The 25,345-nt window shown below is 51.3% G+C and carries 21 protein-coding genes and 5 tRNA genes; 16 read left to right on the top strand and 10 right to left on the bottom strand.

All coding sequences use genetic code 11. The features are described from left to right. Positions 1–130 precede the first annotated feature (130 nt). Both DQM29_RS05155 and DQM29_RS05150 read left to right on the top strand, forming a co-directional pair. On the top strand, positions 131–925 hold the full coding sequence (locus tag DQM29_RS05155) for a cytochrome C assembly family protein (protein WP_111739615.1): 795 nt from the start codon (positions 131–133) through the stop codon (positions 923–925). A 57-nt stretch (positions 926–982) separates the two neighbouring features. Continuing rightward, positions 983–2,275 carry a CNNM domain-containing protein gene (locus DQM29_RS05150; protein ID WP_111739614.1) on the top strand — a complete coding sequence of 431 codons (1,293 nt, stop codon included), beginning with the start codon at positions 983–985 and terminating at the stop codon, positions 2,273–2,275. Between the two features lie 87 nt (positions 2,276–2,362). Here the strand turns inward: DQM29_RS05150 and luxS are convergent, their stop codons facing one another. The 4 genes from luxS to yqaB form a co-directional block, all read right to left on the bottom strand. Further along, entirely contained in the window at positions 2,363–2,872 is a 510-nt protein-coding gene (luxS, locus tag DQM29_RS05145) for an S-ribosylhomocysteine lyase (protein ID WP_111739613.1), read from the bottom strand. A gap of 155 nt (positions 2,873–3,027) precedes the next feature. Continuing rightward, the gene (gene gshA, locus DQM29_RS05140) at positions 3,028–4,590 is read right to left on the bottom strand and encodes a glutamate--cysteine ligase (protein WP_111739612.1); all 1,563 of its coding nucleotides are present in this window, start codon (positions 4,588–4,590) and stop codon (positions 3,028–3,030) included. Positions 4,591–4,661: 71 nt separating this feature from the next. Continuing rightward, positions 4,662–5,090 (bottom strand): YqaA family protein, encoded by a 429-nt coding sequence (locus DQM29_RS05135; RefSeq protein WP_111739611.1) that lies wholly within the window; start codon positions 5,088–5,090, stop codon positions 4,662–4,664. Further along, complete coding sequence (gene yqaB, locus DQM29_RS05130; RefSeq protein ID WP_111739610.1) at positions 5,087–5,653, bottom strand: fructose-1-phosphate/6-phosphogluconate phosphatase; 567 nt, start codon at positions 5,651–5,653, stop codon at positions 5,087–5,089. The genes DQM29_RS05135 and yqaB overlap by 4 nt, the downstream gene beginning before the upstream one ends. Positions 5,654–5,971: 318 nt before the next feature. On the opposite strand from yqaB, the gene pagP reads away from it, so the two are divergent. Further along, complete coding sequence (pagP, locus tag DQM29_RS05125) at positions 5,972–6,538, top strand: lipid IV(A) palmitoyltransferase PagP (protein ID WP_111739609.1); 567 nt, start codon at positions 5,972–5,974, stop codon at positions 6,536–6,538. Between the two features lie 153 nt (positions 6,539–6,691). Then, positions 6,692–7,801 (top strand): sodium-potassium/proton antiporter ChaA, encoded by a 1,110-nt coding sequence (chaA, locus tag DQM29_RS05120; RefSeq protein WP_111739608.1) that lies wholly within the window; start codon positions 6,692–6,694, stop codon positions 7,799–7,801. A 195-nt stretch (positions 7,802–7,996) separates the two neighbouring features. Here the strand turns inward: chaA and DQM29_RS05115 are convergent, their stop codons facing one another. After that, positions 7,997–9,232, bottom strand: a complete 1,236-nt coding sequence (locus DQM29_RS05115; RefSeq protein ID WP_111739607.1) for an Nramp family divalent metal transporter — start codon at positions 9,230–9,232, stop codon at positions 7,997–7,999. A 718-nt stretch (positions 9,233–9,950) separates the two neighbouring features. On the opposite strand from DQM29_RS05115, the gene DQM29_RS05110 reads away from it, so the two are divergent. The 7 genes from DQM29_RS05110 (at position 9,951) to DQM29_RS05080 (ending at position 18,451) form a co-directional block, all read left to right on the top strand. After that, complete coding sequence (locus DQM29_RS05110; RefSeq protein WP_111739606.1) at positions 9,951–10,925, top strand: isoaspartyl peptidase/L-asparaginase family protein; 975 nt, start codon at positions 9,951–9,953, stop codon at positions 10,923–10,925. A 226-nt stretch (positions 10,926–11,151) separates the two neighbouring features. After that, entirely contained in the window at positions 11,152–12,978 is a 1,827-nt protein-coding gene (locus tag DQM29_RS05105; RefSeq protein ID WP_232054948.1) for a dipeptide ABC transporter ATP-binding protein, read from the top strand. Positions 12,979–13,009: 31 nt separating this feature from the next. Then, positions 13,010–14,563, top strand: a complete 1,554-nt coding sequence (gene gsiB, locus DQM29_RS05100) for a glutathione ABC transporter substrate-binding protein GsiB (protein WP_111739604.1) — start codon at positions 13,010–13,012, stop codon at positions 14,561–14,563. A gap of 70 nt (positions 14,564–14,633) precedes the next feature. Next, positions 14,634–15,554 carry a glutathione ABC transporter permease GsiC gene (gsiC, locus tag DQM29_RS05095; RefSeq protein WP_111739603.1) on the top strand — a complete coding sequence of 307 codons (921 nt, stop codon included), beginning with the start codon at positions 14,634–14,636 and terminating at the stop codon, positions 15,552–15,554. A gap of 11 nt (positions 15,555–15,565) precedes the next feature. Further along, the gene (gene gsiD, locus DQM29_RS05090; protein WP_111739602.1) at positions 15,566–16,471 is read left to right on the top strand and encodes a glutathione ABC transporter permease GsiD; all 906 of its coding nucleotides are present in this window, start codon (positions 15,566–15,568) and stop codon (positions 16,469–16,471) included. 88 nt (positions 16,472–16,559) lie between these two features. Then, positions 16,560–17,618: a DmpA family aminopeptidase gene (locus DQM29_RS05085; RefSeq protein ID WP_111739601.1), complete on the top strand. Its 1,059-nt coding sequence runs from the start codon at positions 16,560–16,562 to the stop codon at positions 17,616–17,618. Positions 17,619–17,632: 14 nt separating this feature from the next. Beyond that, a complete protein-coding gene (locus DQM29_RS05080; protein ID WP_111739600.1) occupies positions 17,633–18,451 on the top strand; it encodes a M55 family metallopeptidase in 819 nt (272 codons plus the stop codon). 109 nt (positions 18,452–18,560) lie between these two features. Here the strand turns inward: DQM29_RS05080 and DQM29_RS05075 are convergent. Continuing rightward, a tRNA-Ala gene (locus DQM29_RS05075) sits at positions 18,561–18,636 on the bottom strand. 186 nt (positions 18,637–18,822) lie between these two features. Further along, complete coding sequence (gene gltX / locus DQM29_RS05070; protein WP_111741999.1) at positions 18,823–20,238, bottom strand: glutamate--tRNA ligase; 1,416 nt, start codon at positions 20,236–20,238, stop codon at positions 18,823–18,825. A 261-nt stretch (positions 20,239–20,499) separates the two neighbouring features. Between gltX and DQM29_RS05065 the strand changes: the two genes are divergently transcribed. From DQM29_RS05065 to DQM29_RS05050, 4 genes are all read left to right on the top strand, one after another. Beyond that, positions 20,500–20,575, top strand: a tRNA-Val gene (locus DQM29_RS05065). Positions 20,576–20,629: 54 nt separating this feature from the next. Then, positions 20,630–20,705, top strand: a tRNA-Val gene (locus DQM29_RS05060). 24 nt (positions 20,706–20,729) lie between these two features. Then, positions 20,730–20,805: transfer RNA gene (locus DQM29_RS05055), tRNA-Val, on the top strand. 20 nt (positions 20,806–20,825) lie between these two features. Further along, positions 20,826–20,901: transfer RNA gene (locus DQM29_RS05050), tRNA-Lys, on the top strand. A gap of 117 nt (positions 20,902–21,018) precedes the next feature. On the opposite strand, the gene DQM29_RS05045 is transcribed toward DQM29_RS05050, so the two are convergent. The 3 genes from DQM29_RS05045 to zipA all read right to left on the bottom strand — a co-directional run bounded on the left by DQM29_RS05045 (position 21,019) and on the right by zipA (position 24,237). Further along, a complete protein-coding gene (locus tag DQM29_RS05045) occupies positions 21,019–21,237 on the bottom strand; it encodes a DUF3820 family protein (protein WP_111739599.1) in 219 nt (72 codons plus the stop codon). Positions 21,238–21,252: 15 nt separating this feature from the next. Beyond that, positions 21,253–23,274: an NAD-dependent DNA ligase LigA gene (gene ligA, locus DQM29_RS05040; protein ID WP_111739598.1), complete on the bottom strand. Its 2,022-nt coding sequence runs from the start codon at positions 23,272–23,274 to the stop codon at positions 21,253–21,255. Positions 23,275–23,340: 66 nt separating this feature from the next. After that, positions 23,341–24,237 (bottom strand): cell division protein ZipA, encoded by an 897-nt coding sequence (gene zipA, locus DQM29_RS05035; protein ID WP_111739597.1) that lies wholly within the window; start codon positions 24,235–24,237, stop codon positions 23,341–23,343. 345 nt (positions 24,238–24,582) lie between these two features. Here zipA and cysZ point away from each other — a divergent pair, with 345 nt between their 5' ends. Beyond that, positions 24,583–25,344, top strand: coding sequence for a sulfate transporter CysZ (gene cysZ, locus DQM29_RS05030; protein WP_111739596.1), 762 nt, complete (start codon positions 24,583–24,585; stop codon positions 25,342–25,344). Position 25,345 lies beyond the last annotated feature (1 nt).

The raw sequence follows: 25,345 nt of genomic DNA, 5'->3' as shown, positions 1-25,345 counted from the left end.
ATTCGCGGGAAAGATTTCGGCCAGTATACCATGAACCGCCTGAAGAACAGTTATTGGTTGGAGGGGGACGCCACTAACGCTATACTGTTTTCACTTATCTCAAGGTTATATAAACCAGACGTTAACGACTATGCCTGTTTTTGCCATACTTTCGCTGATTGCCTATTTAGCCAGTCTCGGGTTAATTATTCCCGGCCTGATAAAGAATAAAGGTCTCCATCGCCGCTGGGTGCTGGTGTCAGCGATATTTGCGCTTATTTTTCACGGCATTGCGCTTCAGCAGCGTGTCTTCGACGTTGACTACGGTCAAAACATCAGTCTGCTCAATATGGCCTCCGGTGCCAGCCTGCTGATTAGTGCCATCATGACCTTCGTGGCGTCGAAAAATCGCGGCTGGGTACTGCTTCCCATTGTGTACTGTTTTTCTATCATTAACCTTGCATTGGCCAGCTTCACCCCTTGGGAATTTATCCTGCATCTGGAAGGTAGCCCAACGCTGCTTGCCCACATCGTTTTGGCGCTGTTCTCTTACGCAACGCTGATTATTGCTGCGCTTTATGCCGCGCAGCTGGCGTGGATTGACTATCGGCTAAAGCATAAAAAGTTGACGTTTGCGCCAGGCATGCCGCCCCTGCTTTCCACTGAGCGGAAAATGTTTCACATCACTCAGGTTGGCGTCGTTCTGCTAACGCTCACGCTGCTAACAGGCGTTATCTATCTGGATAACCTATTCGGCCGAGAAAATGTGCACAAAACCGTGCTCTCTATTATGGCCTGGCTGGTTTATCTCGTTTTGCTTTGGGGCCACTTCCGTCAGGGCTGGCGCGGGCGTAAAGTGGTATGGTTCAGCATCGCGGGCGCGGTGCTGCTCACGCTGGGCTACTTTGGCAGCCGCTTTATTCAGCTGATGCTGGGGCGCTGGTAGGCAAGACGCCCTATACTTGAGTTACCCAACCGCTAATAATTTTGAGGGCAATACTCGGTGGACACCGTATCGACCAGTACGCTTATCATCATACTGATTATTCTGGTGCTGATTTCCGCCTACTTCTCTGCGTCGGAAACCGGCATGATGACTCTGAATCGCTATCGGCTTCGCTATCTGGCCAGCAAAGGCAATCCTCAGGCGCGGCGGGTAGAAAAGCTTTTGCAGCGTCCTGACCGGCTTATCAGCCTAGTGCTGATTGGCAACAATCTGGTCAATATTCTCGCTTCAGCCCTTTCAACGGTAATAGGTATTCGCCTCTATGGTGACATCGGCGTTGCTATCGCCACCGGTCTGCTCACGTTTATCATTCTGGTGTTTGCCGAAGTCCTGCCCAAGACGGTAGCCGCTCTGTATCCCGAGCGAGTCGCCTTTCCCAGCAGCCTGCTGCTTAAGCCGTTGCAAAAGCTCATGGCGCCGCTGGTATGGCTGCTCAACGGCATCACGCGCTTTATTATGCGCCTGTTCGGACTGCGCTCCGACGTAAAAAGCTCTGACGCCGTCAGTAAAGATGAGCTTCGTACTATCGTTAACGCCTCGAATCCGCTTATTTCCCACCGCTATCAGAGCATGCTGCTGTCGGTATTGGATCTGGAAGCCATCAGCGTTGACGACATCATGGTGCCGCGTCAGGACATCGTCGGTATCAACATTAACGACGACTGGAAAGACATTCTAAAGCAGCTCACCCACTCTCCCCACGGCCGTATAGTGCTGTATAGAGACTCCCTTGACGACGCTATCGGCATGCTGCGGGTTCGCGAGGCCTATCGCCTAATGATGGAAAAAAGCGAGTTCAATAAAGAAACGCTGCTGCGCGCTGCCGACAAAATTTACTTTATTCCAGAAGGAACGCCGCTTAACGTTCAGTTAGTCAAATTTCAGCGCAATAGAGAAAAAGTCGGCGTAATTGTCGATGAATACGGCGATATTCAGGGGCTGGTTAGCGTTGAGGATATTCTTGAGGAAATCGTTGGCGACTTTACCACATCGATGTCCCCAACGCTGGAAGATGAGGTTATTCGACAGCCCGACGGCTCGGTTTCCGTTGACGGCAGCACCAGCATTCGCGACCTGAATAAGGCTATGGGCTGGCATCTGCCCACCTCAGCGGCAAAAACCCTTAACGGCTTGCTGTTGGAGTATCTGGAAGACATTCCCAAAGCCGGAACCCATATCGATTTTAAGAACTACAGTGTGGACATCGTTAAGGTCAGCAACAACATGATCAAGCAGGTTGTTATTCGCCCCAAAGGTTCACAGGTCAGTTCAGGGAAAGAAAAAGTCTAGCGTTATCTTTCTTTTCTCGAATTCCTCCGCTCTTCAAAAAATAAACCCCGCCTAAACGGCAGGGCTCTGGCTACGATTAACGCGATATTACAGGCTAGCCAGTTTCTCTGCCGGTAAAGCCAGTTCTTCATTCCGATTAACGCCCACCCCTGAAGCAATAACTTGCCGCGCGATATCGTGCGCTTCCTGCAGGGAGTGCATTGAATAGGTACCGCACTGGTATTCGTTCAGCTCTGGGATCTTCGCCTGATCCTGTACGCCCAGTACATCCTGCATGGCGGCTTCCCATGCTTTTGCCACCCTTACTTCATCCGGTACGCCAATAAGGCTCATGTAAAAACCAGTGCGGCAGCCCATAGGAGAAATATCGATAATCTCCACGCCGTCGCCGTTTAAACGATCGCGCATAAAGCCAGCGAACAGGTGCTCAAGCGTGTGGATGCCCCGCTCTGGCAAAATTTCTTTATTTGGGTGGCAGAAGCGTAAATCAAACACCGTGATGGTATCGCCAAGAGGCGTTTTCATGGTTTTAGCTACCCGAACCGCTGGGGCGGACATGCGGGTATGGTCTACGGTAAAACTGTCTAACAGTGGCATTTTCATCACCTTCTTAAAAAAAACGAGATTTTTTTGCTCAACCCAGAACCTTTTCTAAAAGTACGAGTCTTATCATTACAAGAACACTCGTTATCATCCCTCATTAAAGATATTTTGTAAGGCCACTAGACTGTGGCCTTTTTTTTATCTCTAAATCAGCGGCGATTCTGCTCAGCCAAATACTCATCAAAACTTATCGTGTCCCGCTTTTCCATCTCTTCCTGACGATGTAAAGAGGCGACTCGTTCGGCTTCCAGAGCTTCTTCAGTCAGAACGCTCAATGGCTCAGACTGCAGACTCTGCCGGTACTGCTCAGCCAGCGCTAGCCCAAACTGACCGATACCAACGTCCTTTACTGCCTGCAGCATTCTGCCGGAGAAGGTCAGCTCAGGAGAGTCAAACGCAGACACCAGCTTTTTACAGACGTTCTGATACAGCGTATTGTCATTACCGCTGTCCAGCACTTCAGCAACCCGCATCAGGTCGGCAAACAGCGCTTTACCAACCACATCCAGCGGCTGGCGGTCACTGTCACAGCCAATACCGATGGTTTGCCCCGGCTTGCGCCCTTCCAGAATCACTCTGTTCCAATTATAGCGCGTACACTGCAGCTCCTCGCTGCTCATCATCGGCGCGTCAGCCAGCGTACACCAAATCAGGAACAGGTCGAGGAAACGAGCCTGATCCGCATCGATGCCGATAGGTGAGAACGGGTTAATATCCAGCGCTCTGACTTCAATATATTCCACACCGCCGCGAAGCAGAGCGTCAGAGGGTGATTCCCCCCCCTTAGTCACGCGCTTAGGTCGGATCGGCGCATAGAATTCGTTTTCAATCTGCAACACGTTGCTGTTGATCTGCTGGTGACCACCGTCCTTCTTCTCATTCAGCGCTTCAAACTGCGGCGCAGGAGTAGAAATCGCGTTCTTAATACCCTTAACGTAGGTGTCCAGATCGTTAAAGGTGATCCCCAGATTGCTTTGCGCTGTGTTGGTATAGCCCAGATCGCTCATGCGCAAAGATGTGGCATAAGGCAGATAGCAGGCACCGCTCTTCAGCTTTTCAAAGGGGAGCTGAGTTTCGCGACCTTTAATGAAGGAAGAGCAGATCGCTGGGGAAGCACCAAACAGGAAAGGAATCGTCCAGCCAAAGCGGTAGTAGTTACGGATTAAACGGAAATAGCCTTCGGAAATTTTGTCTTTACCGCTTTGCTCATCAGTGACCCCTTCTCTTGCCTGCCAGAACTCCAGCGGTAATGAGAAGTTGTAGTGAACGCCGGAGATAGTCTGCATCAGCGCACCGTACCGGTTTTTTAACCCCTCACGGTAGAGCGTTTTAAAGCGCCCAACGTTAGAAGAGCCGTACTGCGCCAGCTCAATGGTATCTTCCGAATTGATAAAGCAGGGCATGCTTAAAGGCCACATCAGCTCGCTGCCTAGCTCACGACTCACGTGACGGTGAATATCGCGCAGAAAGGCCAGCGTGTGATCGACGCTGTCGTCAACGGGCGTAATAAACTCTAGCAGCGCCTCGGCAAAGTCGGTCGTTATCCAACGATGAGACAGCGCAGAGCCTAAAGAAGCAGGATGTGGTGTCGTGGCCAAGTGCCCTTGTGGGGTGACGCGCAGCGTCTCCCGTTCAATACCGCGCTTGATACCGTTTAAAACGTGAGGGTGCGCCTCTAACCAAGACAGCGCTTTCGATACATCCGGGATCAAATTGACCTCCCGCAATTCATGTTCATACCACCTGCCGCACAAACCGTCATTCTGAGAGCGTTAACTCTTTTTTAGCTAAAGAAAGAGGCGCTTTTCAGCGTTATCATCATCACTACCGCATAGCGTAATGACTTCCCTGCCAACATAAAAAAAGTAACCGACCACCAGGGTAAACGTAACCAGCCTGCCAACAGACATAATAAATCACCCACAACGGGCAACCAGCTTAGCAACAGCACGGGGGAACCGTAGCGCTGCAACCACGTCGTGGCTAATGCCAGACGAGGATGGTGCTTAAGCACCGGAACTAAACGGCCTATGACAACGTTCACTAAGCCGCCCAGCGTATTACCGACTACCGCCGCCAATAGCAATAACTCCGGCGGGGTATCCACCGTAGAAAGCAGCGTAATAAATACAATTTCTGAGTTGCCCGGCAGCAGGGTTGCACTGAGAAAGCTGCTGCCAAACAGCGTTAATAAAGGCCACGCCTCATTCATAGCGTCCGAACGTCAACGGCATCCATTCCCGCCGCCTTCGCGGCCTGTAGCCCCAGCGGAGCATCTTCAAACACCACACACGCCTTAGCCGGTACCTTCATCAGCGATGCACAGGTCAGGAAAGTGTCCGGTGCTGGCTTATGATTAGTCACATCGTCAGCGCCGACGATCGCAGTGAAACAGTCGCGGAGGCCAACGTGCCTCAGCAGGCGATCGGCAAAGCCGTGCATACTGCCGGTACCCACTGCCATAGGTTTCTGCCCGCGATAGCGTTTTACAACTTCTACGATGGGCAGTGGTTTCACCATATCAAGTACGATCTCCTCAACAATGGCGAACTTCTCCTGCGCCAGACTGTGAGGATCCATATCCACCTGATAGCTATTGATGACAAACTCTGCAACCTTCCACGAGGGCGAGCCGTTGAGCGCCACGACCGCGTCTAAATCAAGCTTCATGCCATACTTGGCAAGAACCTCATCCCAGGCTTTGCGGTGCCCCTCTTCCGTATCGAGCAGCGTTCCATCCATATCAAAGATAAGTCCCTGATAGTGGTCGTACATAACGAACCTCGTGTCGCTTGACTGAGTGGGTAAAACGATGACGCTACTTTAGCCTAAAACCGTGTTGATGTCGCTCACCGCTTTTTATCCATCAGGGAAGAAAAACGCGCTACGTAACTTTACATAAAAATATCAGCGTAATTACAAAATGTTATCACTAACGTACCGGTAAAACGACGCGTAATTAATGAATTCGCTATAGAAATTCATCTATAATAGAGCTGTTTACTATAATATTCGGCTATAGAACTGCCCGAATATGCCGAATAAGGCGTTCATCTAGAGCGCACAACGATATGGATATCAACACACATAGCCATGAACTTTATGAAAACCATTACTACTAGTATCGCTTTGTTATCCGCGCTCTCCTTCAACGCCTTCGCTGAAGATGCAAATATGGAAGATCAGGGCATTTGGGAAACTATAAAAAGCAATGTCAAAGAGACGTGGAATTCCCCGACCAGAGATCTCTACGTTCCCTTAAATACCTGGCACAACCGGGCTATGTATGACAAGGATAAAATAGATTCTTATAATGAAAGGCCGTGGGGCATTGGCTACGGAGTGTCACGTTTTGATAAAGACGGAAACTGGCACTCTATTTACGCCATGGAATTTCAGGACTCCCATAACCAATTTGAACCTATCGTTGGCTACGGGTATCAGAAAAACTGGTATTTCGGCGACCAGCGCGACTGGCGTTTGGGGTTAGGGTTTACTGCCGCAGTCACCGCTCGACACGACTATAACTATATTCCCATTCCTCTGCCGCTGCCGCTGTTCTCTATTGAGTACAAAAACTTTGCGCTGCAAAACACGTATATTCCCGGTACTTATAACAACGGCAACGTACTGTTTACCTGGGCGCGCTGGCAGTTTTAAGAAGAATATACCAAAGCTGTCCATAGGCTAATATGTGCATATCTTACAGATTATTAGCCTATTGGCCTGCCTGATTTCGCCTGTAACATTTGGCAAAACTGAGTTATTCCCATTTCAATAATGAAATTAACTTTCCAGACTTAGAGAGAATTTATGGTTCAAACACAGGATCACCCCGTCGTCAAAACGCGTCACAAAGAGTACTCGCTGATTCTAGCGATGATAGCAATTCCGGTTCTGCTCTATATGCAGCACAGTACCAGCCTTTTAACAATTTCTCTGGTTAACCTTCTTGCTCTAGTCGCCATACTCGGCAGCGCCTTCAGCGTGGTTCGTCACGCAGACGTGCTGGCGCACCGCCTAGGGGAACCCTATGGTTCTCTGATCCTCAGTCTGGCGGTGGTGATCTTGGAGGTTAGCCTTATCTCTGCGCTCATGGTCACCGGAGATACTGGGCCAACGCTTATGCGAGACACGCTCTACGCCGTCATAATGATTGTTATGAGTGGTCTAGTCGGTGTATCCCTACTGTTAGGCGGGCGCAAGTTTGCAACTCAGCACGTCAATCTGGCAGGCATTAAACAGTACCTGACCGCGCTGCTGCCGCTGGCAATTATTGTGCTAATTTTACCGGCCTTCTTCGACAACGGCACCTTTACTTCCGGACAGCTTGGCATCGTTGCCCTACTGTCTGCCGGTATGTATCTGGTCTTTTTGGTGATTCAAACCAGAACACACCAAAGCCTGTTTATTTACGAGCATGAAGACGAAAGCGACAACCCTGACGATCCTCACGGTAAGCCCTCGGCACACGGTAACCTCTGGCACGCCGTTTGGCTGATTGTTCATCTGGTTGCCGTTATTGCCATTACAAAAATTAACGCACCGCTCCTAGAGCACCTGTTGACAGCCATGAACGCGCCGCCTCAGTTTACCGGCTTCCTGATAGCGCTTCTGATCCTTTCGCCGGAAGGCTTGGGCGCAATGAGAGCGGTAATGAATAACCAAGTGCAGCGCGCTATGAACCTCTTTTTTGGTTCAGTGCTCGCCACTATCTCGCTGACAGTTCCTGCCGTTGTCTGTATTGCACTTATCACGGGTCAGCAGCTGGTATTCGGGCTCTCCATGCCAAACATTGTTCTACTTTCTGGCGTGCTTATTCTGTGCCAAAGCTCATTTGCCACGGGAAGAACCAATGTGCTTAACGGTGCTGCCCACCTGGCGATGTTCGTTGCCTATCTGATGGTTTTACTGATGGGATAAGGCTTTTCTTTTCCCTTTTCTATTCCGGTCGGTTCGCCGGCCGGAATATTTTCACACAACAAATACCCCTATTTCCTCCACGCTCAGCGACAAACTGACGCCCCGCGCAGAAAAATACTCGGAAAAAGCAAATAGAGAACGTTCGGAATAACAGAAGCGGGGTCAGCCGATTAGGCCAAAAGAGAGCCACGCCGTTTAGGCGCTAGCGAAAAATCCAACCAGCAGGTAAGCGTTTAGCCCTACCACCAGCACCACGATGACTTTGCCTAAATTTTGCATACATCGTCCATTGACCATATCCCCCATCAGCTGTCTGTTCCCCGTTAGCTGTAATAATGGGATCAGCGCGAGCGCAATCCCAAAGCTGAGAAAGACTTGGCTTGTTATCAGGATCCGAGTTGCATCCATACCACTCATAATAACCACAAGTGAAGGCAGCATCGTGACCAAACGCCGCACCCACAGCGGAATTCGTACGTGGATAAAGCCCTGCATAACAACCTGACCCGCCATCGTGCCAACCACGGTAGAAGAAAGTCCCGCCACGATTAGACTTAGAGCAAAAGTTACCGCAGCAAACTTGCCCAATAGAGGTTCCAGCGTCACGTAGGCTTCATCCAGCTCGCTAATACCCGTATGGCCGCTGAAGTGAAAAACTGCTGCCGCCATCGCCATCATGGACAGATTCACAAATCCGGCAATGGTCATAGCGACCGCCACGTCCCACTTCGTGGCGCTATAGCGCTCCTCGCGCGTCCCCTTAGTATTTTGGGTTAGCGCAGAGTGCAAATAGATAACGTGAGGCATAATCGTTGCCCCCAGCACCCCGGCCGCTAAAAATACCGCATCGTGGTTTGCTAGCCCCGGTATCAGCATGCCTTTCGACAAGGCTTTTATGTCGGGAGCAGAAAAGAACAGCTCAATGATATAGGCACAGGCAACAAACAGAAGAAATGCGCCGATCACTCTTTCTAGAGGCTTATCGCCGCGACTTTGCAGCATAAGAATAAGGAAAGTACAGGCACCGGTAATCAGCGCCCCCTGCAGCAAACTAACGCCCAGCAGCAGCTTGAAACCGATAGCGGCACCGATGAACTCTGCCAGATCGGTGGCTATTGCAATAAGCTCGGCCTGAACCCAGTAAAACCAGACCAAAGGCCGAGGAAACCTGTCTCGAATGTGTTCAGCAAGGTTTTTATTGGTGGCAATCCCCAACTTGGCAGAAAACAGCTGCACCACCATCGCCATAACGTTAGCCCACACAACCACCCAAAGCAGTTGATAGCCGAATGCAGAGCCCGCCTGAATATTAGTAGCAAAATTACCGGGGTCAATATAGCCGATGGCAGCAATAAACGCGGGGCCCATCAGGGAAAGCCTGACTTTTCGCGATATCTTTCCCGATCTCACTATGGCACTTGAATCGGACATTCTGCGCCTCCCCATTTGCTCTTTTTTAAATGATAATAATTATCATTACTAACATCAAGAAGGTTATACACATCGCTCAAAAAGAACAAATCAACCGGAGAGCGGCATCCCAGCTGTCGGGAGGAATGAGGCAGAACCTGAAGTGATTATACTATGTTCAACAAAAATCCACATCATTTATACAACATTTAAAAAACATAAAGTAACAAATTTAACATACTGGTTTAACAGAAATCACATAGGGGACAGGGAAAGAGGATGGACAAAAATGCCGGTTAACAAGAAATCATCTACTCAAGCGAAAATAACAGAGAGGTTGCCCTAATAACACCGCTCTATAACAATATATATTTCTATCTAATCGCCTAATCATAAAACATCATTTCATTTAAAAAATGAAAGACAATATCCACGCCTATCATCTTATGGAAAAATAAGTTATTAACATTAATATCCTTATAACTTATTCATGCGTTCTCATCGCTAGCCAGCCCTTTTTTCACTCTCCAGACCCGTTTGTGTATGACATTTCTCTTTACGAGCAAGATCCAAAGACATATAGTCGAAAAATAGGGAAAACGCGGCCCAGTTAAAAAATCGATTTATCAGCGATACATAAAGGAATATATAAACAGGCTCAGGGATAGAAAAGAAAAACAGTCTGGTTGGCAAAAAAGATATTTCCAGACACAAACACACTAACGGATCCCAGAAAGAAATGAGTCGTATACCCGTAATTGCTATCCACGGCGGCGCTGGCGCGATCACGCGTTCCGCAATGTCGGCTGAAAAAGAAGCCGAATACCGTAGCGCCCTAACATCTATTGTTACTGCCGGGCAGTCTATTCTAGCCAACGGAGGCAGCGCACTGGATGCTGTGACTGAAGCCGTTCGTCTGCTGGAAGAAAATCCACTGTTCAATGCTGGAAAAGGCGCGGTCTTTACCCACTCCGGAACTCACGAGCTTGACGCCGCCATCATGGACGGTTCAACACTGAATGCAGGGGCTGTTGCGGGCGTAACCCACATCCGCAACCCTATCCTCGCGGCGAGAGCCGTCATGGAGCACAGCAGGCACGTGATGTTTATCGGTGACGGTGCAGAGGCGTTCGCCAAAACTCAAAACATAGAAATGGTCGGCACTGACTACTACTTTACACAGGCGCGCTACGATCAGCTTCAGCGAGCGCTGCTGGATCAGGGCGTCGTTCTCGATCACGACGGTGCCTCACGAGCGGCAGAAGCACCTCAAGGGGATCCTATCGATCCCGATAAAAAATTTGGCACCGTCGGCGCCGTTGCTCTGGATGCCAGCGGCAATCTGGCTGCCGCAACCTCTACCGGCGGCATGACGAACAAACAGGTTGGCCGAGTGGGCGACTCTCCGATTATCGGAGCGGGATGCTATGCCAATAACCAAACTGTCGCCGTGTCATCGACCGGCACTGGCGAAATGTTTATGCGCGCGGTTGCTGCCTATGACGTCTCAGCGCTGATTGAATATGCCGGGCTGACTCTCGATGAGGCGTGCCACAAAGTCGTTATGGAAAAACTGCCAAAAATTAACGGCAACGGCGGCCTGATTGCAGTAGATAGCCTCGGCAACGTGGCCTTACCCTTCAATACAGAAGGCATGTATCGCGGCGTTGGGCGAGTCGGCCAGGACGCATTCGTTGATATCTATCGCAGTTAATACTGTTTAAAAACCATACGTGGCAACCGATGCCGTGCAGAGCCGCTCTTATAAAGCGGTTTACACTCTCGGTTCGCCACAAAAATCGGACGATAACAGTGGCGCTATAAGCCACGGCGTCCAGACTACCGATCGGTAGCAGTAGTACCAATAAAAATAAAGCAAACTCAGGGATCGCACAGTGACACAAAAGCAAACTTCCAGGCCGTCTTCCGACGGCACGGCGATTATTGTCGAAAATCTTTGCGTACAGTTTAAAACATCCGAGCATACTGTTGAGGCTGTGCGCAACCTCTCATTCAGCATTAAAAAGGGGGAAACACTGGCTATCGTCGGTGAATCAGGCTCAGGAAAATCTGTCACCTCTCTGGCGCTGATGCGCCTCGTAGAACAGGGCGGCGGTAAAATTACTCAGGGAAGCATTCTTTTTAATCGCGGCGAACACCAGCTCGATCTGGTTAAAGCCGACGGTGCGGCGATGCGCAGCATCCGGGGGGCTGACATCGCGATGATCTTTCAGGAGCCAATGACCTCCCTGAATCCCGTCTTCTCCGTGGGAGAGCAGATCGCCGAGTCGATTCGACTTCACCAAAAGAAAGACCGGTCAACCGCTCGGGCAGAAGCACTAAAAATGCTGCAAAGAGTGCGTATTCCCGAAGCAGAAAACGTTCTTGACCGTTACCCCCACCAGCTCTCTGGCGGGATGCGGCAGCGCGTAATGATAGCGATGGCGCTCTCCTGTCGGCCGTCGCTGCTCATTGCTGACGAGCCAACCACCGCGCTGGACGTCACCATCCAGTCTCAAATCCTACAGCTTATCCGTGAGCTTCAGGAAGAGATGGACATGGCGGTGATCTTTATTACCCATGATATGGGCGTCGTCGCTGAAGTCGCCGACCGCGTTCTGGTGATGTACAAAGGCGAAAAGGTTGAGGAAGGCGATTCAGACGTTCTGTTTGCCGCTCCCCAGCATCCGTATACCAAAGCGCTGCTGTCAGCAGTACCAAAGCTGGGCGCGATGCGCGGTACCGACCTTCCGGCCAAGTTTCCTTTGCTAAGCGTCAACGACAGCAGCGTCACCGAAGCACAAGAAACCCCACGCACGGTAGAACGTACAGGCGAGCCTATTTTACGCGTTCACGATCTCATTACCCGCTTTGACGTACGCGGCGGTCTTCTCAACCGTGTTAAGCGGCGCGTTCACGCCGTGGAAAAAGTCAGCTTTGACCTCTATCCGGGAGAAACGCTGGCGCTGGTGGGTGAGTCAGGCTGCGGTAAGTCAACGACAGGCCGTTCCCTCCTACAGCTGGTGGAAAGTCAGGGCGGCACCATCGAGTTTTGCGGTAATAGAATTCATCAGCTAAAAGGTAAATCGCTACAGGCACTGCGCAGGGACATTCAGTTTATTTTCCAAGATCCCTTCGCCTCTCTCGACCCTCGCGTCACGGTAGGCTTTTCCATCATGGAGCCGCTGCTGATTCACGGCGTTGCTACCGGTAAAGAGGCCGAGCAGCGTGTGGCCTGGCTGCTTGAGAAAGTCGGCCTGTTGCCGGAGCACGCCAAGCGCTATCCGCACGAATTCTCAGGCGGCCAACGCCAGCGGATCTGTATCGCCCGCGCTCTGGCGCTCAATCCGAAAGTGATTGTCGCAGATGAGTCTGTTTCCGCGCTGGACGTTTCCATTCAGGCGCAGGTCATCAACCTGATGCTCGACCTTCAGAAAGAGTTTGGCGTGGCGTTCCTGTTTATCTCTCACGATATGGCAGTGGTTGAACGCATTAGCCATCGCGTCGCAGTTATGTATCTCGGGCAAATCGTTGAGATTGGCCCCAGAAGAGAGATTTTCGAAAACCCACAGCACGCCTACACCAAAAAGCTGATGGCCGCCGTGCCGATCGCCGATCCGGCCCGACGCCACATTAAGCGAGAACCTCTCTCGGATGAAATTCCAAGTCCAATACGCGCGTTAGGGGATGAGCCTGTGGTACAGCCGCTGGTTCAGGTCAGCGAAAACCACTTTGTCGCTCGTCACCAAATCGCCGGAATATATTAAAACAACACAACATCACACGGAGACTTCACCTATGTCCATCGTTTCATTACCAAAAAGAACGCTACTGGCGGCTAGTCTTATTGCTATGGCGGGCTTCTCGGCCTCGCCGGCATTTGCCGCCAAAGACGTTGTCGTCGCTGTTTACTCCAACTTCACCACACTGGATCCCTACGACGCTAACGACACCCTGTCTCAGGCTATTTCCAAGTCCTTCTATCAAGGGCTGTTCGGCTTCGATAAAGACGCCAAGCTAATTAACGTGCTGGCAGAAAGCTACACCACCAGTGAGGACGGCCTGACCTATACCTTTAAGCTGCGTCAGGGCGTGAAGTTCCACGACGGCACCGACTTTAACGCCGAGGCAGTGAAAGCCGTTTTCGACCGCGTGACCAACCCGGATAACCACCTTAAGCGCTACAACATGTTTAAGCGCATTGCCAAGACGGAAGTGGTCGATCCCTATACGGTAAAAATCACGCTAGATGCCCCCTATTCCGCCTTTATCAACTCGCTGGCGCATCCCTCAGCAATCATGATTTCGCCAGCCGCACTGAAAAAGTACGGCAAGGAAATTGCCTTCCACCCAGTGGGCACGGGTCCATTTCAGTTTGAAGAGTGGAACGCTACCGACTATATGAAGGTGAAGAAGTTCGACGGATACTGGAAACAGGGGCTCCCCAAAGTTGACACCATTACCTGGCGACCCGTCGTTGAAAACAACACTCGCGCAGCCATGATGCAAACCGGTGAAGCGCACTTTGCCTATACCATTCCTTTTGAGCAGGCCAAGCTGCTGGAGAAAAATGACAAGCTGGTGATGGTCTCATCACCGTCCATTATTCAGCGCTATGTCAGCCTCAACGTGCTGCAAAAGCCGTTTGATGACGTAAGAGTCCGTCAGGCTCTCAACTATGCGGTTAACAAACAGGCCCTCGCCAAAGTCGCTTTTGCAGGCTATGCCATGCCGGCTGAAGGCGTCGTGCCCAAGGGCGTAGACTTTGCCATAAGCTACAACGCATGGCCGTATGATCCCGCTAAGGCAAAGGCACTTCTGAAAGAAGCGGGCTATCCTGACGGCTTCTCTACCACACTGTGGGCCAACGGCAACAACACCACCGCCCAAAAAGTGATTCAATTTGTTCAGCAGCAGTTAGGCCAAGTGGGCGTAAAAGTGCAAATCGAAGCGATGGAACCCGGTCAGCGCGTTGCTAAAGTAGAAAGCGTACCAACGCCAGACAAAGCGGGCGTCCGCATGTACTACGCGGGCTGGTCTTCTTCCACCATGGAGTCAGACTTCGCGCTGACGCCGCTGCTGTCTAAGGCTTCCTGGCCGCCGAAAATGTTTAACACCGCCTACTACAGCAACGAAAAAGTGGACAATGCCCTGATCGAAGCGCTGAAAACCACCAACCGTGACGAAAAAGCCAAGCTGTATAAAGAAGTGCAGGATCAGGTCTGGGCCGATGCCCCGTGGATCTTCCTGACAACTGACCAGCTGCTGTACGTTCACAGCAAGGCGCTGAGCGGTATGTACATCACTCTGGACGGTTCGTTTAACTTCGACGATGTCGATCTGAAGCAATAACCATGTCGCCACGCGCCCTCTTATCGGGGGGCGCGTTTTATAAGAAAGTGCAGTTTTCTGAGTTCATAACATGTCGAGTTACTTTATAAAACGACTTCTGGGCCTGATACCGACGCTGCTTATCGTTATGGTATTAGTGTTCCTGTTTGTCCACATGCTGCCCGGCGATCCCGCGCGGCTAGCGGCAGGCCCTGAAGCCGACGAAACCGTCGTTAACATGGTGCGCAAGGATCTTGGACTAGACAAGCCCCTGCCCCAACAGTTCGTCAGCTTTTTTACCAATATGATACAGGGCGATTTTGGTACTTCAATTCGCACTAAACGCCCTGTAAGCGAAGAGATTGCCTCTCGCTTTATGCCAACATTCTGGCTTACCGTCACGAGCATGGTCTGGGCCGTTATTTTCGGCATGGCCATTGGTATCGTTTCTGCCGTTTGGCGTAACAAATGGCCCGACAGGCTGGGCATGACGCTGGCAGTATCCGGTATCTCTTTCCCTTCCTTTGCGTTGGGGATGCTGTTAATGCAGGTTTTCTCCGTCAACCTCGGCTGGCTGCCAACCGTCGGTGCGGAGAGCTGGAAACACTATATTCTGCCTTCCATTACGCTAGGCGCTGCCGTTGCAGCCGTGATGGCGCGCTTCACCCGCGCCTCCTTTGTGGAAGTGTTGCAGGAAGACTTTATCCGTACAGCAAGGGCAAAAGGCCTGAAAGAGCGCGTAGTGGTCATTAAGCACGGCCTGCGCAACGCCATGATCCCAGTAGTCACCATGATGGGGCTTCAGTTCGGCTTTCTGCTAGGCGGCTCAATCGTCGTGGAAAAAGTCTTTAACTGGCCCGGGCTCGGCCGCCTGCTGGTGGATTCCGTTGATGCCCGCGACTATCCGGTTATTCAGGCTGAAGTGCTGCTGTTCTCTCTAGAGTTTATTCTGATCAACCTGATCGTCGATATGCTCTACGCCGCCATTAACCCCACGATCAAGTACAAATAGGAGGAGCCGATATGAGTTCATCAACGACCGTCGAACCGACTGCCGCATCCGGCTCCGGTGCTAAAAACGTCCGTACGCCGTGGAGCGAGTTCTGGCGCAAGTTTCGCAAACAGCACGTCGCTGTGGCAGCGGGTATTTTCGTTCTGCTGCTGGTGGTTATCGCCATTTTTAGCCCCTGGATTGCGCCTTTCGATCCAGAAAACTACTTTGACTATGACCAGCTCAACGAAGGCCCTTCCGCACTGCACTGGTTTGGGGTTGATTCGCTGGGTAGAGACATTTTTAGCCGCATCATCGCCGGTACTAAAATCTCTCTGGCCGCAGGCTTCTTTTCCGTCGCTCTCGGCGCCGTTATTGGCACCTTTATGGGACTGATGGCCGGATACTATGAAGGCTGGTGGGATCGTATCACCATGCGCATCTCCGATGTGCTGTTCGCCTTCCCCGGTATTCTACTGGCAATCGGCGTCGTCGCCATTATGGGTAGCGGCATGACAAACGTTATCGTTGCGGTGGCGATTTTTAGTATTCCCGCCTTTGCTCGGCTAGTTCGCGGCAATACGCTGGTGATTAAAAACCTGACTTACGTTGAGGCGGTTCGCAGCCTAGGAGCGTCGGACTGGACCATCATTATGCGGCACATCCTGCCCGGCACCGTGTCCTCGATTGTGGTCTATTTCACCATGCGTATAGGCACTTCGATCATCACCGCTGCCAGCCTGTCATTTCTGGGGATGGGCGCACAGCCGCCAACGCCGGAATGGGGCGCGATGCTTAACGAAGCCCGTGCGGATATGGTGATGGCGCCTCATGTCGCTATTTTCCCTAGTATCGCCATTTTCCTGACAGTGCTAGCGTTTAACCTGCTGGGCGACGGGCTACGCGATGCGTTAGACCCAAAAATCGACCAGAAATAGTAAAATATACGCGTTGTATCGCAGAGTCTTGATGTGCTCTGTGATACAACGCGTTATCGTCCTGAATAAGAAAAAGAAGACTTCCTCCATGACCACGCCCGCGCTTCCCCCCTGTATCGGCTTGCTTCCCGCAGGAAAAAACAACCTTATTACTGACGTATCAGGCCTAAAGGTCGGGCACAGTACCGTCAGCGACGGCATCCATCAGACCGGTGTCACAGTGATTACGCCCCACTCTGGGAACCTGTTTTGCGATAAGGTTCCCGCTGCCGCAACCGTGCTTAATGGCTTTGGAAAAAGCGTAGGACTGGTACAGGTTGAAGAGCTTGGCGTGTTAGAAACGCCTATTGCGCTCACCAATACGTTCTCTGTCGGCGCAATGGCGCAGGCACAAATCCGCCAGTCAATTAATGAGAACCCGGAAGTCGGCAGAGCCTGGTCAACGGTGAATCCGCTTGTCTTTGAGTGCAACGACGGCTATCTCAATGACATTCAGGCGATGATCCTTAACGACAGCCACTACGCTGCGGCGCTAGGCGCTGCCGACACACAGTTTACCCAAGGTGCGGTGGGCGCGGGGCGTGGCATGTCCTGCTTCGAGCTTAAAGGCGGTATTGGTTCTGCTTCCCGCGTCGCTACGCTGGCGACAGGGCAAACCTACACCGTCGGCGCTCTGGTTTTATCCAACTTTGGCCGCCTGCCGACCTTTACACTAGCAGGCAAACATCTGGGAACGTTGCTAAAAGAGCGGCTTGAGCAGCGACCGCTAACGGAAGAAAAGGGATCCATCATTATGATCGTCGCCACAGATGCACCGCTGGACTCACGCCAGCTGCGGCGTCTGTCTCTGCGGGCTGGCGTAGGCCTGTCGCGCACGGGTGCCTTTTTTGGCAACGGCAGCGGCGATATCTCTCTGGCCTTCTCGACCGCCTATACCCTCCCTCAGCAAACCGATCGCCCTATGCCTTCCGTTGCCTTTCTGCACGATGCGCTGATGGATCCACTGTTTCAGGCTACCGCCGACAGCGTTGAACAGGCAATAATTCACGCGCTGTGGCATGCAACAACAACGGAAGGACGAGACGGCCATCGCCGAGTCTCGCTGCGCGATCTGGCGCCAGACCTACAGAATTTACTCGTATCATAAAGGAGAGTTCGACTGTGAAAATACTTATCTCGACCGACATTGAAGGCGTCGCTGGCGTATTTCATCCCGAGCAGGTACGCCCGGGCAACGGTGAATATGAACGCGCCCGCATCTGGATGACCAATGAAGCCAACGCCGCCGTACGCGCCGCTTTGGACGGCGGGGCAAAAGAGGTGATTGTCAACGACTCCCACGGCAGTTTTCGCAACATCATCGCCGATCGCATCGATCCGCGCGCACTGCTGCTTCAGGGCAAGCCTCGCTATCTGAGCATGGCCTCCGGCGTTGAGCGCGCTCCTGACGCCATGTTTATGATTGGCTACCACTCTAAGTCAAAAACCCGCGGCATTCTGGCCCATACCATCAACAGCTTTGCGTTTTCCCGCATTTGGCTGAACGATATGGAACTGGGTGAAGCAGGCCTGTACGGCGCACTGGCGGGCGAATTCGGCGTTCCTGTCGCCCTTATCGCCGGCGATGACGTATTTATCGAAGAAACCCTACCGCTCTTTCCGGAAGTCACTTTCGTGGAAACTAAGCAGGCCGAAGGGCAAAACAGCGGCCTATCTATTACGCCGGAAGAGTCCTGCCGCGCTATTTACGACGCAGCCCGCATGCTGGTGGAAAACCCATCCCAGTGGCAGCCTTTCAAAATCGAGCCACCTATTACCTGCCGTCTGCAAACCCAAACTCCAGCGCTGGCTGACCTGTTTGGCCAACTGCCGATTGTGGAAAGACTGGCAAGCGATGAAGTTGGCTTCAACGCCGAGTCCGTTCAGTCCGCGATCCGCATTCTGAACTGCTTCTCAGCGATGTCGACGATGTTGAAGTAAACAAGAAGCCATATAAATGCATTTAGGGCCGTAAGGCCCTTTTTAATGCATAACTTTGCATAATGCATAACGAAAAAGGCCGATGCTTTCGCATCGGCCTCTTATAATTTGGTGGAGCTAGACGGGATCGAACCGTCGACCTCTTGCATGCCATGCAAGCGCTCTCCCAGCTGAGCTATAACCCCAAATCGTTTTCGCTGCCCCAGCAAGATGCTGTCTCAACGGAACGGGCGCATAATATGAAACATGGGGGATGTCTGTCAACGCCTAATTAAAACAAATTGTTTAAATGCTGAAAAAGAGAGCAAATCGCCTGTGCCGTCTATAAAAAACCGGGCAAAGCCCGGCTTTTTCGCGGCTAACGCATATGGCTACTGCTGTGCCGCCCTCTCATCAATAAACGCCAGCGCTCTATCAATACGCGCCAGCGAGCGGGATTTACCAATCGCGTGGACTGTTGCATCAACTGACGGTGACTGACCACAGCCAGTGACGGCAACACGCAGAGGCATACCAATTTTACCCATGCCGATTTCCAGTTCAGTGGCTGTTCCCTCAATGGCCTGATGGACGTTCTCAACAGTCCAGTCAACAACGGCACTGATTTTATCGCGCACTCGCTCCAGCGGCTCTTTAGCGACCGGGCGCAGATGCTTTTTCGCTGCATCGGCATCGAACTCATCAAACTCTTCATAGAAGTAGCGGCAGGACTCTGCCATCTCTTTAAGCGTCTTGCAGCGCTCCCCCAACAGCTTGACGATATCGACCAGTTCGGGGCCATTCTGCGTATTGTAACCCAGCTGGTTAATTTGCCATGCCAGATGAACCACTACGCGCTCAGGAGGCAGATGGTTGATGTAATGGTGGTTTAACCACAGCAGCTTTTCGGTATTGAACGCACTGGCGGACTTGCTAACTGCATCTAGCGTAAACAGCTCTTTCATTTCATCAACGCTAAAGATTTCCTGATCGCCATGAGACCAGCCCAGACGTACCAGATAGTTAAGCAGTGCCTCTGGCAAGTAGCCTGCATCGCGATACTGCATCACGCTGGCAGCACCGTTACGCTTAGACAGTTTCTGACCATCATCACCCAGAATCATGGAAACGTGGGCATATTCCGGCACTGGGGCGCCCAGCGCTTTCAGAATATTGATCTGACGCGGCGTATTGTTAATGTGGTCTTCACCACGGATAACGTGGGTAATTTCCATATCCCAGTCGTCAATGACCACACAGAAGTTGTAGGTCGGAGAACCGTCTGTCCGACGAATAATTAGGTCGTCCAGCTCCTGGTTACCAATCTCAATCGGCCCGCGGATCTTGTCATCAAAAATAACTGAGCCTTCCTGCGGATTGCGAAAACGCACAACGTGCGGTTCGCTGTCGCCGTGTTGGCAAGCGCTGTCGCGGCAGTGGCCATCGTAGCGAGCCTTTTCTCCACGGGCGATTTGCTCTTCGCGAAGCTGCTCTAGGCGCTCTTTGGAACAGTAGCACTTATAGGCTGTCCCCGCTTTCAGCATTTCATCGATAACTGCATTATAGCGATCGAAACGCTTGGTCTGAAAGTAAGGGCCTTCGTCCCAGTCGATATTAAGCCAGTTCATACCGTCCATAATGGCGTCAATTGCCTGCTGAGTTGAACGCTCCAGATCGGTATCTTCAATGCGTAAAACAAATTCGCCGCCAAAGTGACGAGAAAAAAGCCAAGAGTAAAGAGCGGTACGAGCGCCGCCAACGTGGAGATCTCCCGTTGGGCTTGGAGCAAAACGTGTTTTTATTTTCATGGACATTCAACGTTGGCCTTGTTCAAGGTGGTATAAACACTATCGCCTGTCGCGAACTACAGCACAGCTAGCGGGTGCGATAAAAAAGTAGCCCACATTCTACCACTCACCGTTGAATCCTCAATGTCCCTGCGCAATCCAAACGCCCTGAGTCAGAAAAAATACCGTGAGGGTGACTAATTTTACGACGAACGGTCAGATTCGTAGAAAAAACCATTGACTCAGTTGGTTCGTTCCCTATAATGCGACTCCACACGAGAAGGGTGATTAGCTCAGTTGGGAGAGCACCTCCCTTACAAGGAGGGGGTCACTGGTTCGAACCCGGTATCACCCACCATCTTTTCGTGTGATTTAGTAGTTTTAGTAGTAATGATGAGAGTACGCGGTTTCAGGGTGATTAGCTCAGTTGGGAGAGCACCTCCCTTACAAGGAGGGGGTCACTGGTTCGAACCCGGTATCACCCACCAGCGTTCTCATCAAGATAGTTTTTGGGGTGATTAGCTCAGTTGGGAGAGCACCTCCCTTACAAGGAGGGGGTCACTGGTTCGAACCCGGTATCACCCACCACCAACTATCAAGTCTACATCGGGTCGTTAGCTCAGTCGGTAGAGCAGTTGGCTTTTAACCAATTGGTCATAGGTTCGAATCCTATACGACCCACCATTATTTATCTCAGCGCTTAAGGCGCTTTTTTTGTACCTGTTTTTTATCGATAAATAAAAACGCTTATAAATAAAAAACGAGGGATTTAAAGCCCCGTTCATTCTGCCGTACGCACCTTTATGCTCGCCCCTTCAAAGGCCTAATCACACTATCCAGCCCCTCAATCTTCAAAGCCAGCGTGAGCTCCATCAGTTCGCCAAGTTCACCTTTTGGAAAGCCCTTTTTAGAGAACCACAAAAGATACTCGTCCGGCAAATCGACCAGCATACGCCCTTTGTATTTACCAAACGGCATGGGCGTATTGGCAATTTTTATCAGGTGAGTTTTTTCTATCATCTCTATAACCTGAATCTACACGCCCAGCAGACGCAGCATTTCCGCTTCATCAATGACAGGAATATCTAACTCCTGCGCCTTGGCAAGTTTAGAGCCTGCGGCTTCACCGGCAATCACCATGTCAGTTTTCTTAGACACGCTGCCGCTCACCTTGGCACCTAGCGCAATTAAGCGCGCCTTAGCATCGTCACGCGACATCTGACTAAGAGATCCGGTTAGCACTACTGTTTTGCCCGCAAACGGGCTATCAATTTCTTCAGCCACAATCATGACGGGTGCAGGCCAATGAATACCAATTTCAGGCCCTACAAGCTCAGCTAGAATCGCCTGATTGTGCTCTTCCTTAAAGAAGTGGTAGGTGTGCTTAGCGACAACCTCACCGACATCCTGTACTTCTTTTAACGCGTCAATATCGGCCTGTTCAATTGCCTGAAGAGAACCAAAGTGTGATGCTAAATTGGCGGCCGTCGCCTCGCCCACTTCGCGGATCCCTAATCCAAATAGGAAACGCGCTAGTGTAGTGCTCTTCGACTTTTCCAGAGCCTCTAACAGGTTCTGTGCCGACTTGGGACCCATACGCTCAAGGCGGGTAAGAATGCCGAGGCTCAAGCGGTATAGATCAGCAGGCGTTTTAACGTACTCTTTATCCACCAACTGCTCGATAATCTTATCTCCCATTCCCTCAACGTCCATCGCCCGGCGAGAGACAAAGTGCTTGAGCGCTTCTTTACGCTGAGCGGCACATACTAAGCCTGCGGTACAGCGGGCCACGGCCTCTCCTTCAATGCGCTCAATGTCTGAACCACATACAGGACAAGCGCTGGGAAAAACAATTGCCTTAGCATCAGATGGGCGCTGCGCTTCGATTACACCAACAACCTGAGGGATCACGTCCCCTGCACGTCGGATCACAACGGTATCGCCAATACATAGCCCCAAACGAGCAATTTCATCAGCGTTGTGCAGCGTCGCGTTGCTGACCGTCACCCCAGCGACGCTAACGGGCTCCAGGCGAGCAACAGGCGTAATAGCGCCGGTGCGTCCAACCTGAAATTCCACATCACGCACAACAGTCATTTGTTCCTGAGCGGGAAACTTAAAGGCGGTTGCCCAACGGGGAGCTCTGGCGACAAATCCCAGCGTCTCCTGAAGGTCCAAAGAGTCGACTTTAATAACCACACCGTCGATATCAAAGCCCAGTGTCGCCCTGTCCTCCTGAACCTGATGATAGAACGCCAGCACTTCTTCACTGCTCTGACACAGGCGAATGCGGTCGCTTACGGGTAACCCCCACGCTTTAAAGGTTTGCAAACGTGCCATATGGCTTCTCGGCAGCTCTCCGCCTTCGATTAGGCCAACACCGTAGCAAAAAAAGGTCAGAGGTCTTTTGGCCGTAATGCGAGGGTCGAGCTGGCGCAAAGAGCCCGCAGCAGCATTGCGCGGGTTGGCAAATATTTTTTCATGATTACGGCGCGCATGATCGTTCAACGCCTCAAAGCCTGACTGAGGCATAAACACCTCACCGCGGACTTCTAGGCGGCGGGGAATGCCTTCGCCCTTTAAACGCAGCGGTATGGCCCGAATAGTCCTCACGTTGGAGGTGATATTCTCACCTGTGGTTCCATCACCTCGAGTTGCAGCCTGTACCAAGCGACCGTCTTCATACAGCAGGCTTACTGCCAAACCATCTAGCTTCAGCTCACAGCAAAAGGCTATTTCGTCATCACTCTTCAGCCGATCGTGCAGACGCTTATCAAACGCCAGATAGCTGGCTTCATCGAACACGTTGTCCAAAGACAGCATTGGCACTTCGTGAGTCACCTGATCGAAAGCAGAAAGCGGGGCAGCGCCAACGCGCTGTGTCGGTGAATCGTCAGTAATCAGTTCAGGATGTTCAGCTTCAAGCTCGCGCAGCTCGCGCATCAGGCGATCGTATTCGGCGTCCGGTACTTCTGGCGCATCCAGTACGTGATAAAGGTATTCATGATGACGCAGTTGGTCGCGAAGTTGATTTAAACGCTGCTCTAATGACGACATATTTCACCATCTATATGATAAAAAACCCCCGACTGGCGGGGGTTTGCTAAATAAAAACAGATTGTATTACTTTGCTGGCTTAGCCGTATTTTCCAGCACTTCCCGGATTTGCGTTTTGTACGTTTCCAGCTTCTGGGGCGTGATCATATGGCGAGACTCGTCTAAAACAACGCCCCCGACCTCGTCCGCTATGCGCTGTGCAGACTGCAGCATCAGCTTAAAGTTCTGATTGGCATCGCCGTAGGAAGGCACCATCATAAAAATAGACACGCCCGGCGTTGAGAAATCGGCCATGTGCTCTGGATCAAACGAGCCTGGTTTCACCATATTCGCTAAGCTAAACAGAACCGCTCCGCTACCGGCAGGATCCACATGGCGATGGAAAATATTCATCGCACCAAACTTGAAGCCCGCATGCAAAATACTTTGCAGAAGAGGCTCTCCTGCGATCGTACCGCCGTTAAGCGCCGATACGTGTAAAACGATAACCAGTTCTTTCACTAGCTCTGGAGCTGGTGCAGCATGTTGTTCGATTTGCTGTTCGGCGATAGGTTCAGGCGCAATTTCTTGCTGTACGGGTGCTTCAGGTTCATTATCGCCAAGCAGGACATCATCAAAAGACATTTGCACAGGGGATGGCTCGCGAACACCACTCTGAGTCTCCTCAATGGCATCTGATGTCAAAGAGAATGACATCTCAGGTTCTTCTTCCTGCTTCTGTTCAGAAGATGATGAAGACAAGGGATCGGCCGATGGGATAAACGCAGGACGCACGCGAACCTCACCAACACCTTCGTCCAGTGAGTCGAAAGACTGTTCTTTCTTCTGTGTTATCCCGCGCTTTAGCGGTTTATCACGAAAAATTGATGAGCGTTCTTTACGGCTAGTCCATAGGCCGTGTATTAATAACGCTAAGATTGCTATAGCGCCAACTACTATCAATACCAGACGCAAATTCTGCATCGTTGCTATCTCTGCTTTTTATACGTGCCACCGCGGCAAACATTTACCTATTCTCGTCATACTTCAAGCTGCCGACGCGTTGGCTGCCATCGTTCACCCTCTGGTCACATCGCGATCGTGGTCTCAGGGATTCACTTGCTTGCCGCCTTCCGACTACTCGAACTATGTAAAGTATACATAATCTATTTGCCTGCGTATCCAAGTGCAAGTCTATGCTGATCTTTATTCGCGATAAATACGATTTTTTCCGCTTTTATGCCTACTTTTTAGTCTTCACAAAGTTAGTAATGTATTTATCATAGGATATGATAACCTGATTTGCGTTTATAACGGGAACTTTAACGCATGACACAAGACTCAGTTCGACAAAATTTGCCTGAAAAAAGCGGCTTTCACTACATCACTCAAGGCTTCAAGCTGGTAAGAACACCGGGTATCCGGCGTTTTGTGATTTTGCCGCTGATGGTCAACATTCTCCTAGTCGGAGGCGCCTTCTGGTGGCTATACGGCAAACTGGGGGAATGGATCCCCTCGATGATGAGCTACGTTCCCGACTGGCTTCAATGGTTAAGCTACCTGCTATGGCCACTTGCCGTTGTATCCATTTTACTAATTTTCGGCTACTTCTTTAGCACAATAGCCAACTGGATAGCCGCGCCCTTTAACGGCCTGCTGGCTGAACAGTTAGAGGCGAAGCTAACCGGAAAGCCTCTACCGGATACCGGCATTTTTGGCTTAGTAAAAGACATCCCTCGCATTATGAAACGCGAGTGGCTCAAGCTGGTCTACTACCTGCCCCGCGCGCTGCTTCTGCTTGTGCTGTATTTTATTCCCGGAGTCGGTCAGACCATCTTTCCTGTTCTGTGGTTTCTGTTCAGCGCCTGGATGCTTTCCATCCAGTACAACGACTATCCGTTCGACAACCATAAAATCAGTTTTTCTGACATGAAGCTGACCCTAAGCCAAGAGAAGGTTCGCAACGTTCAGTTCGGCGCTGTCGTCAGCCTGTTTACGATGATCCCCATCCTGAATCTGTTCATCATGCCAGTTGCCGTATGCGGTGCGACGGCGATGTGGGTGGAGAGGTATAGGGGGAGGTTTGTTTAGG

Source organism: Leminorella richardii (assembly GCF_900478135.1).
Taxonomy (GTDB): domain Bacteria; phylum Pseudomonadota; class Gammaproteobacteria; order Enterobacterales; family Enterobacteriaceae; genus Leminorella; species Leminorella richardii.
Note: the sequence above shows the minus strand (reverse complement) of the source record. Positions and strands in the feature narration are given on the sequence as shown.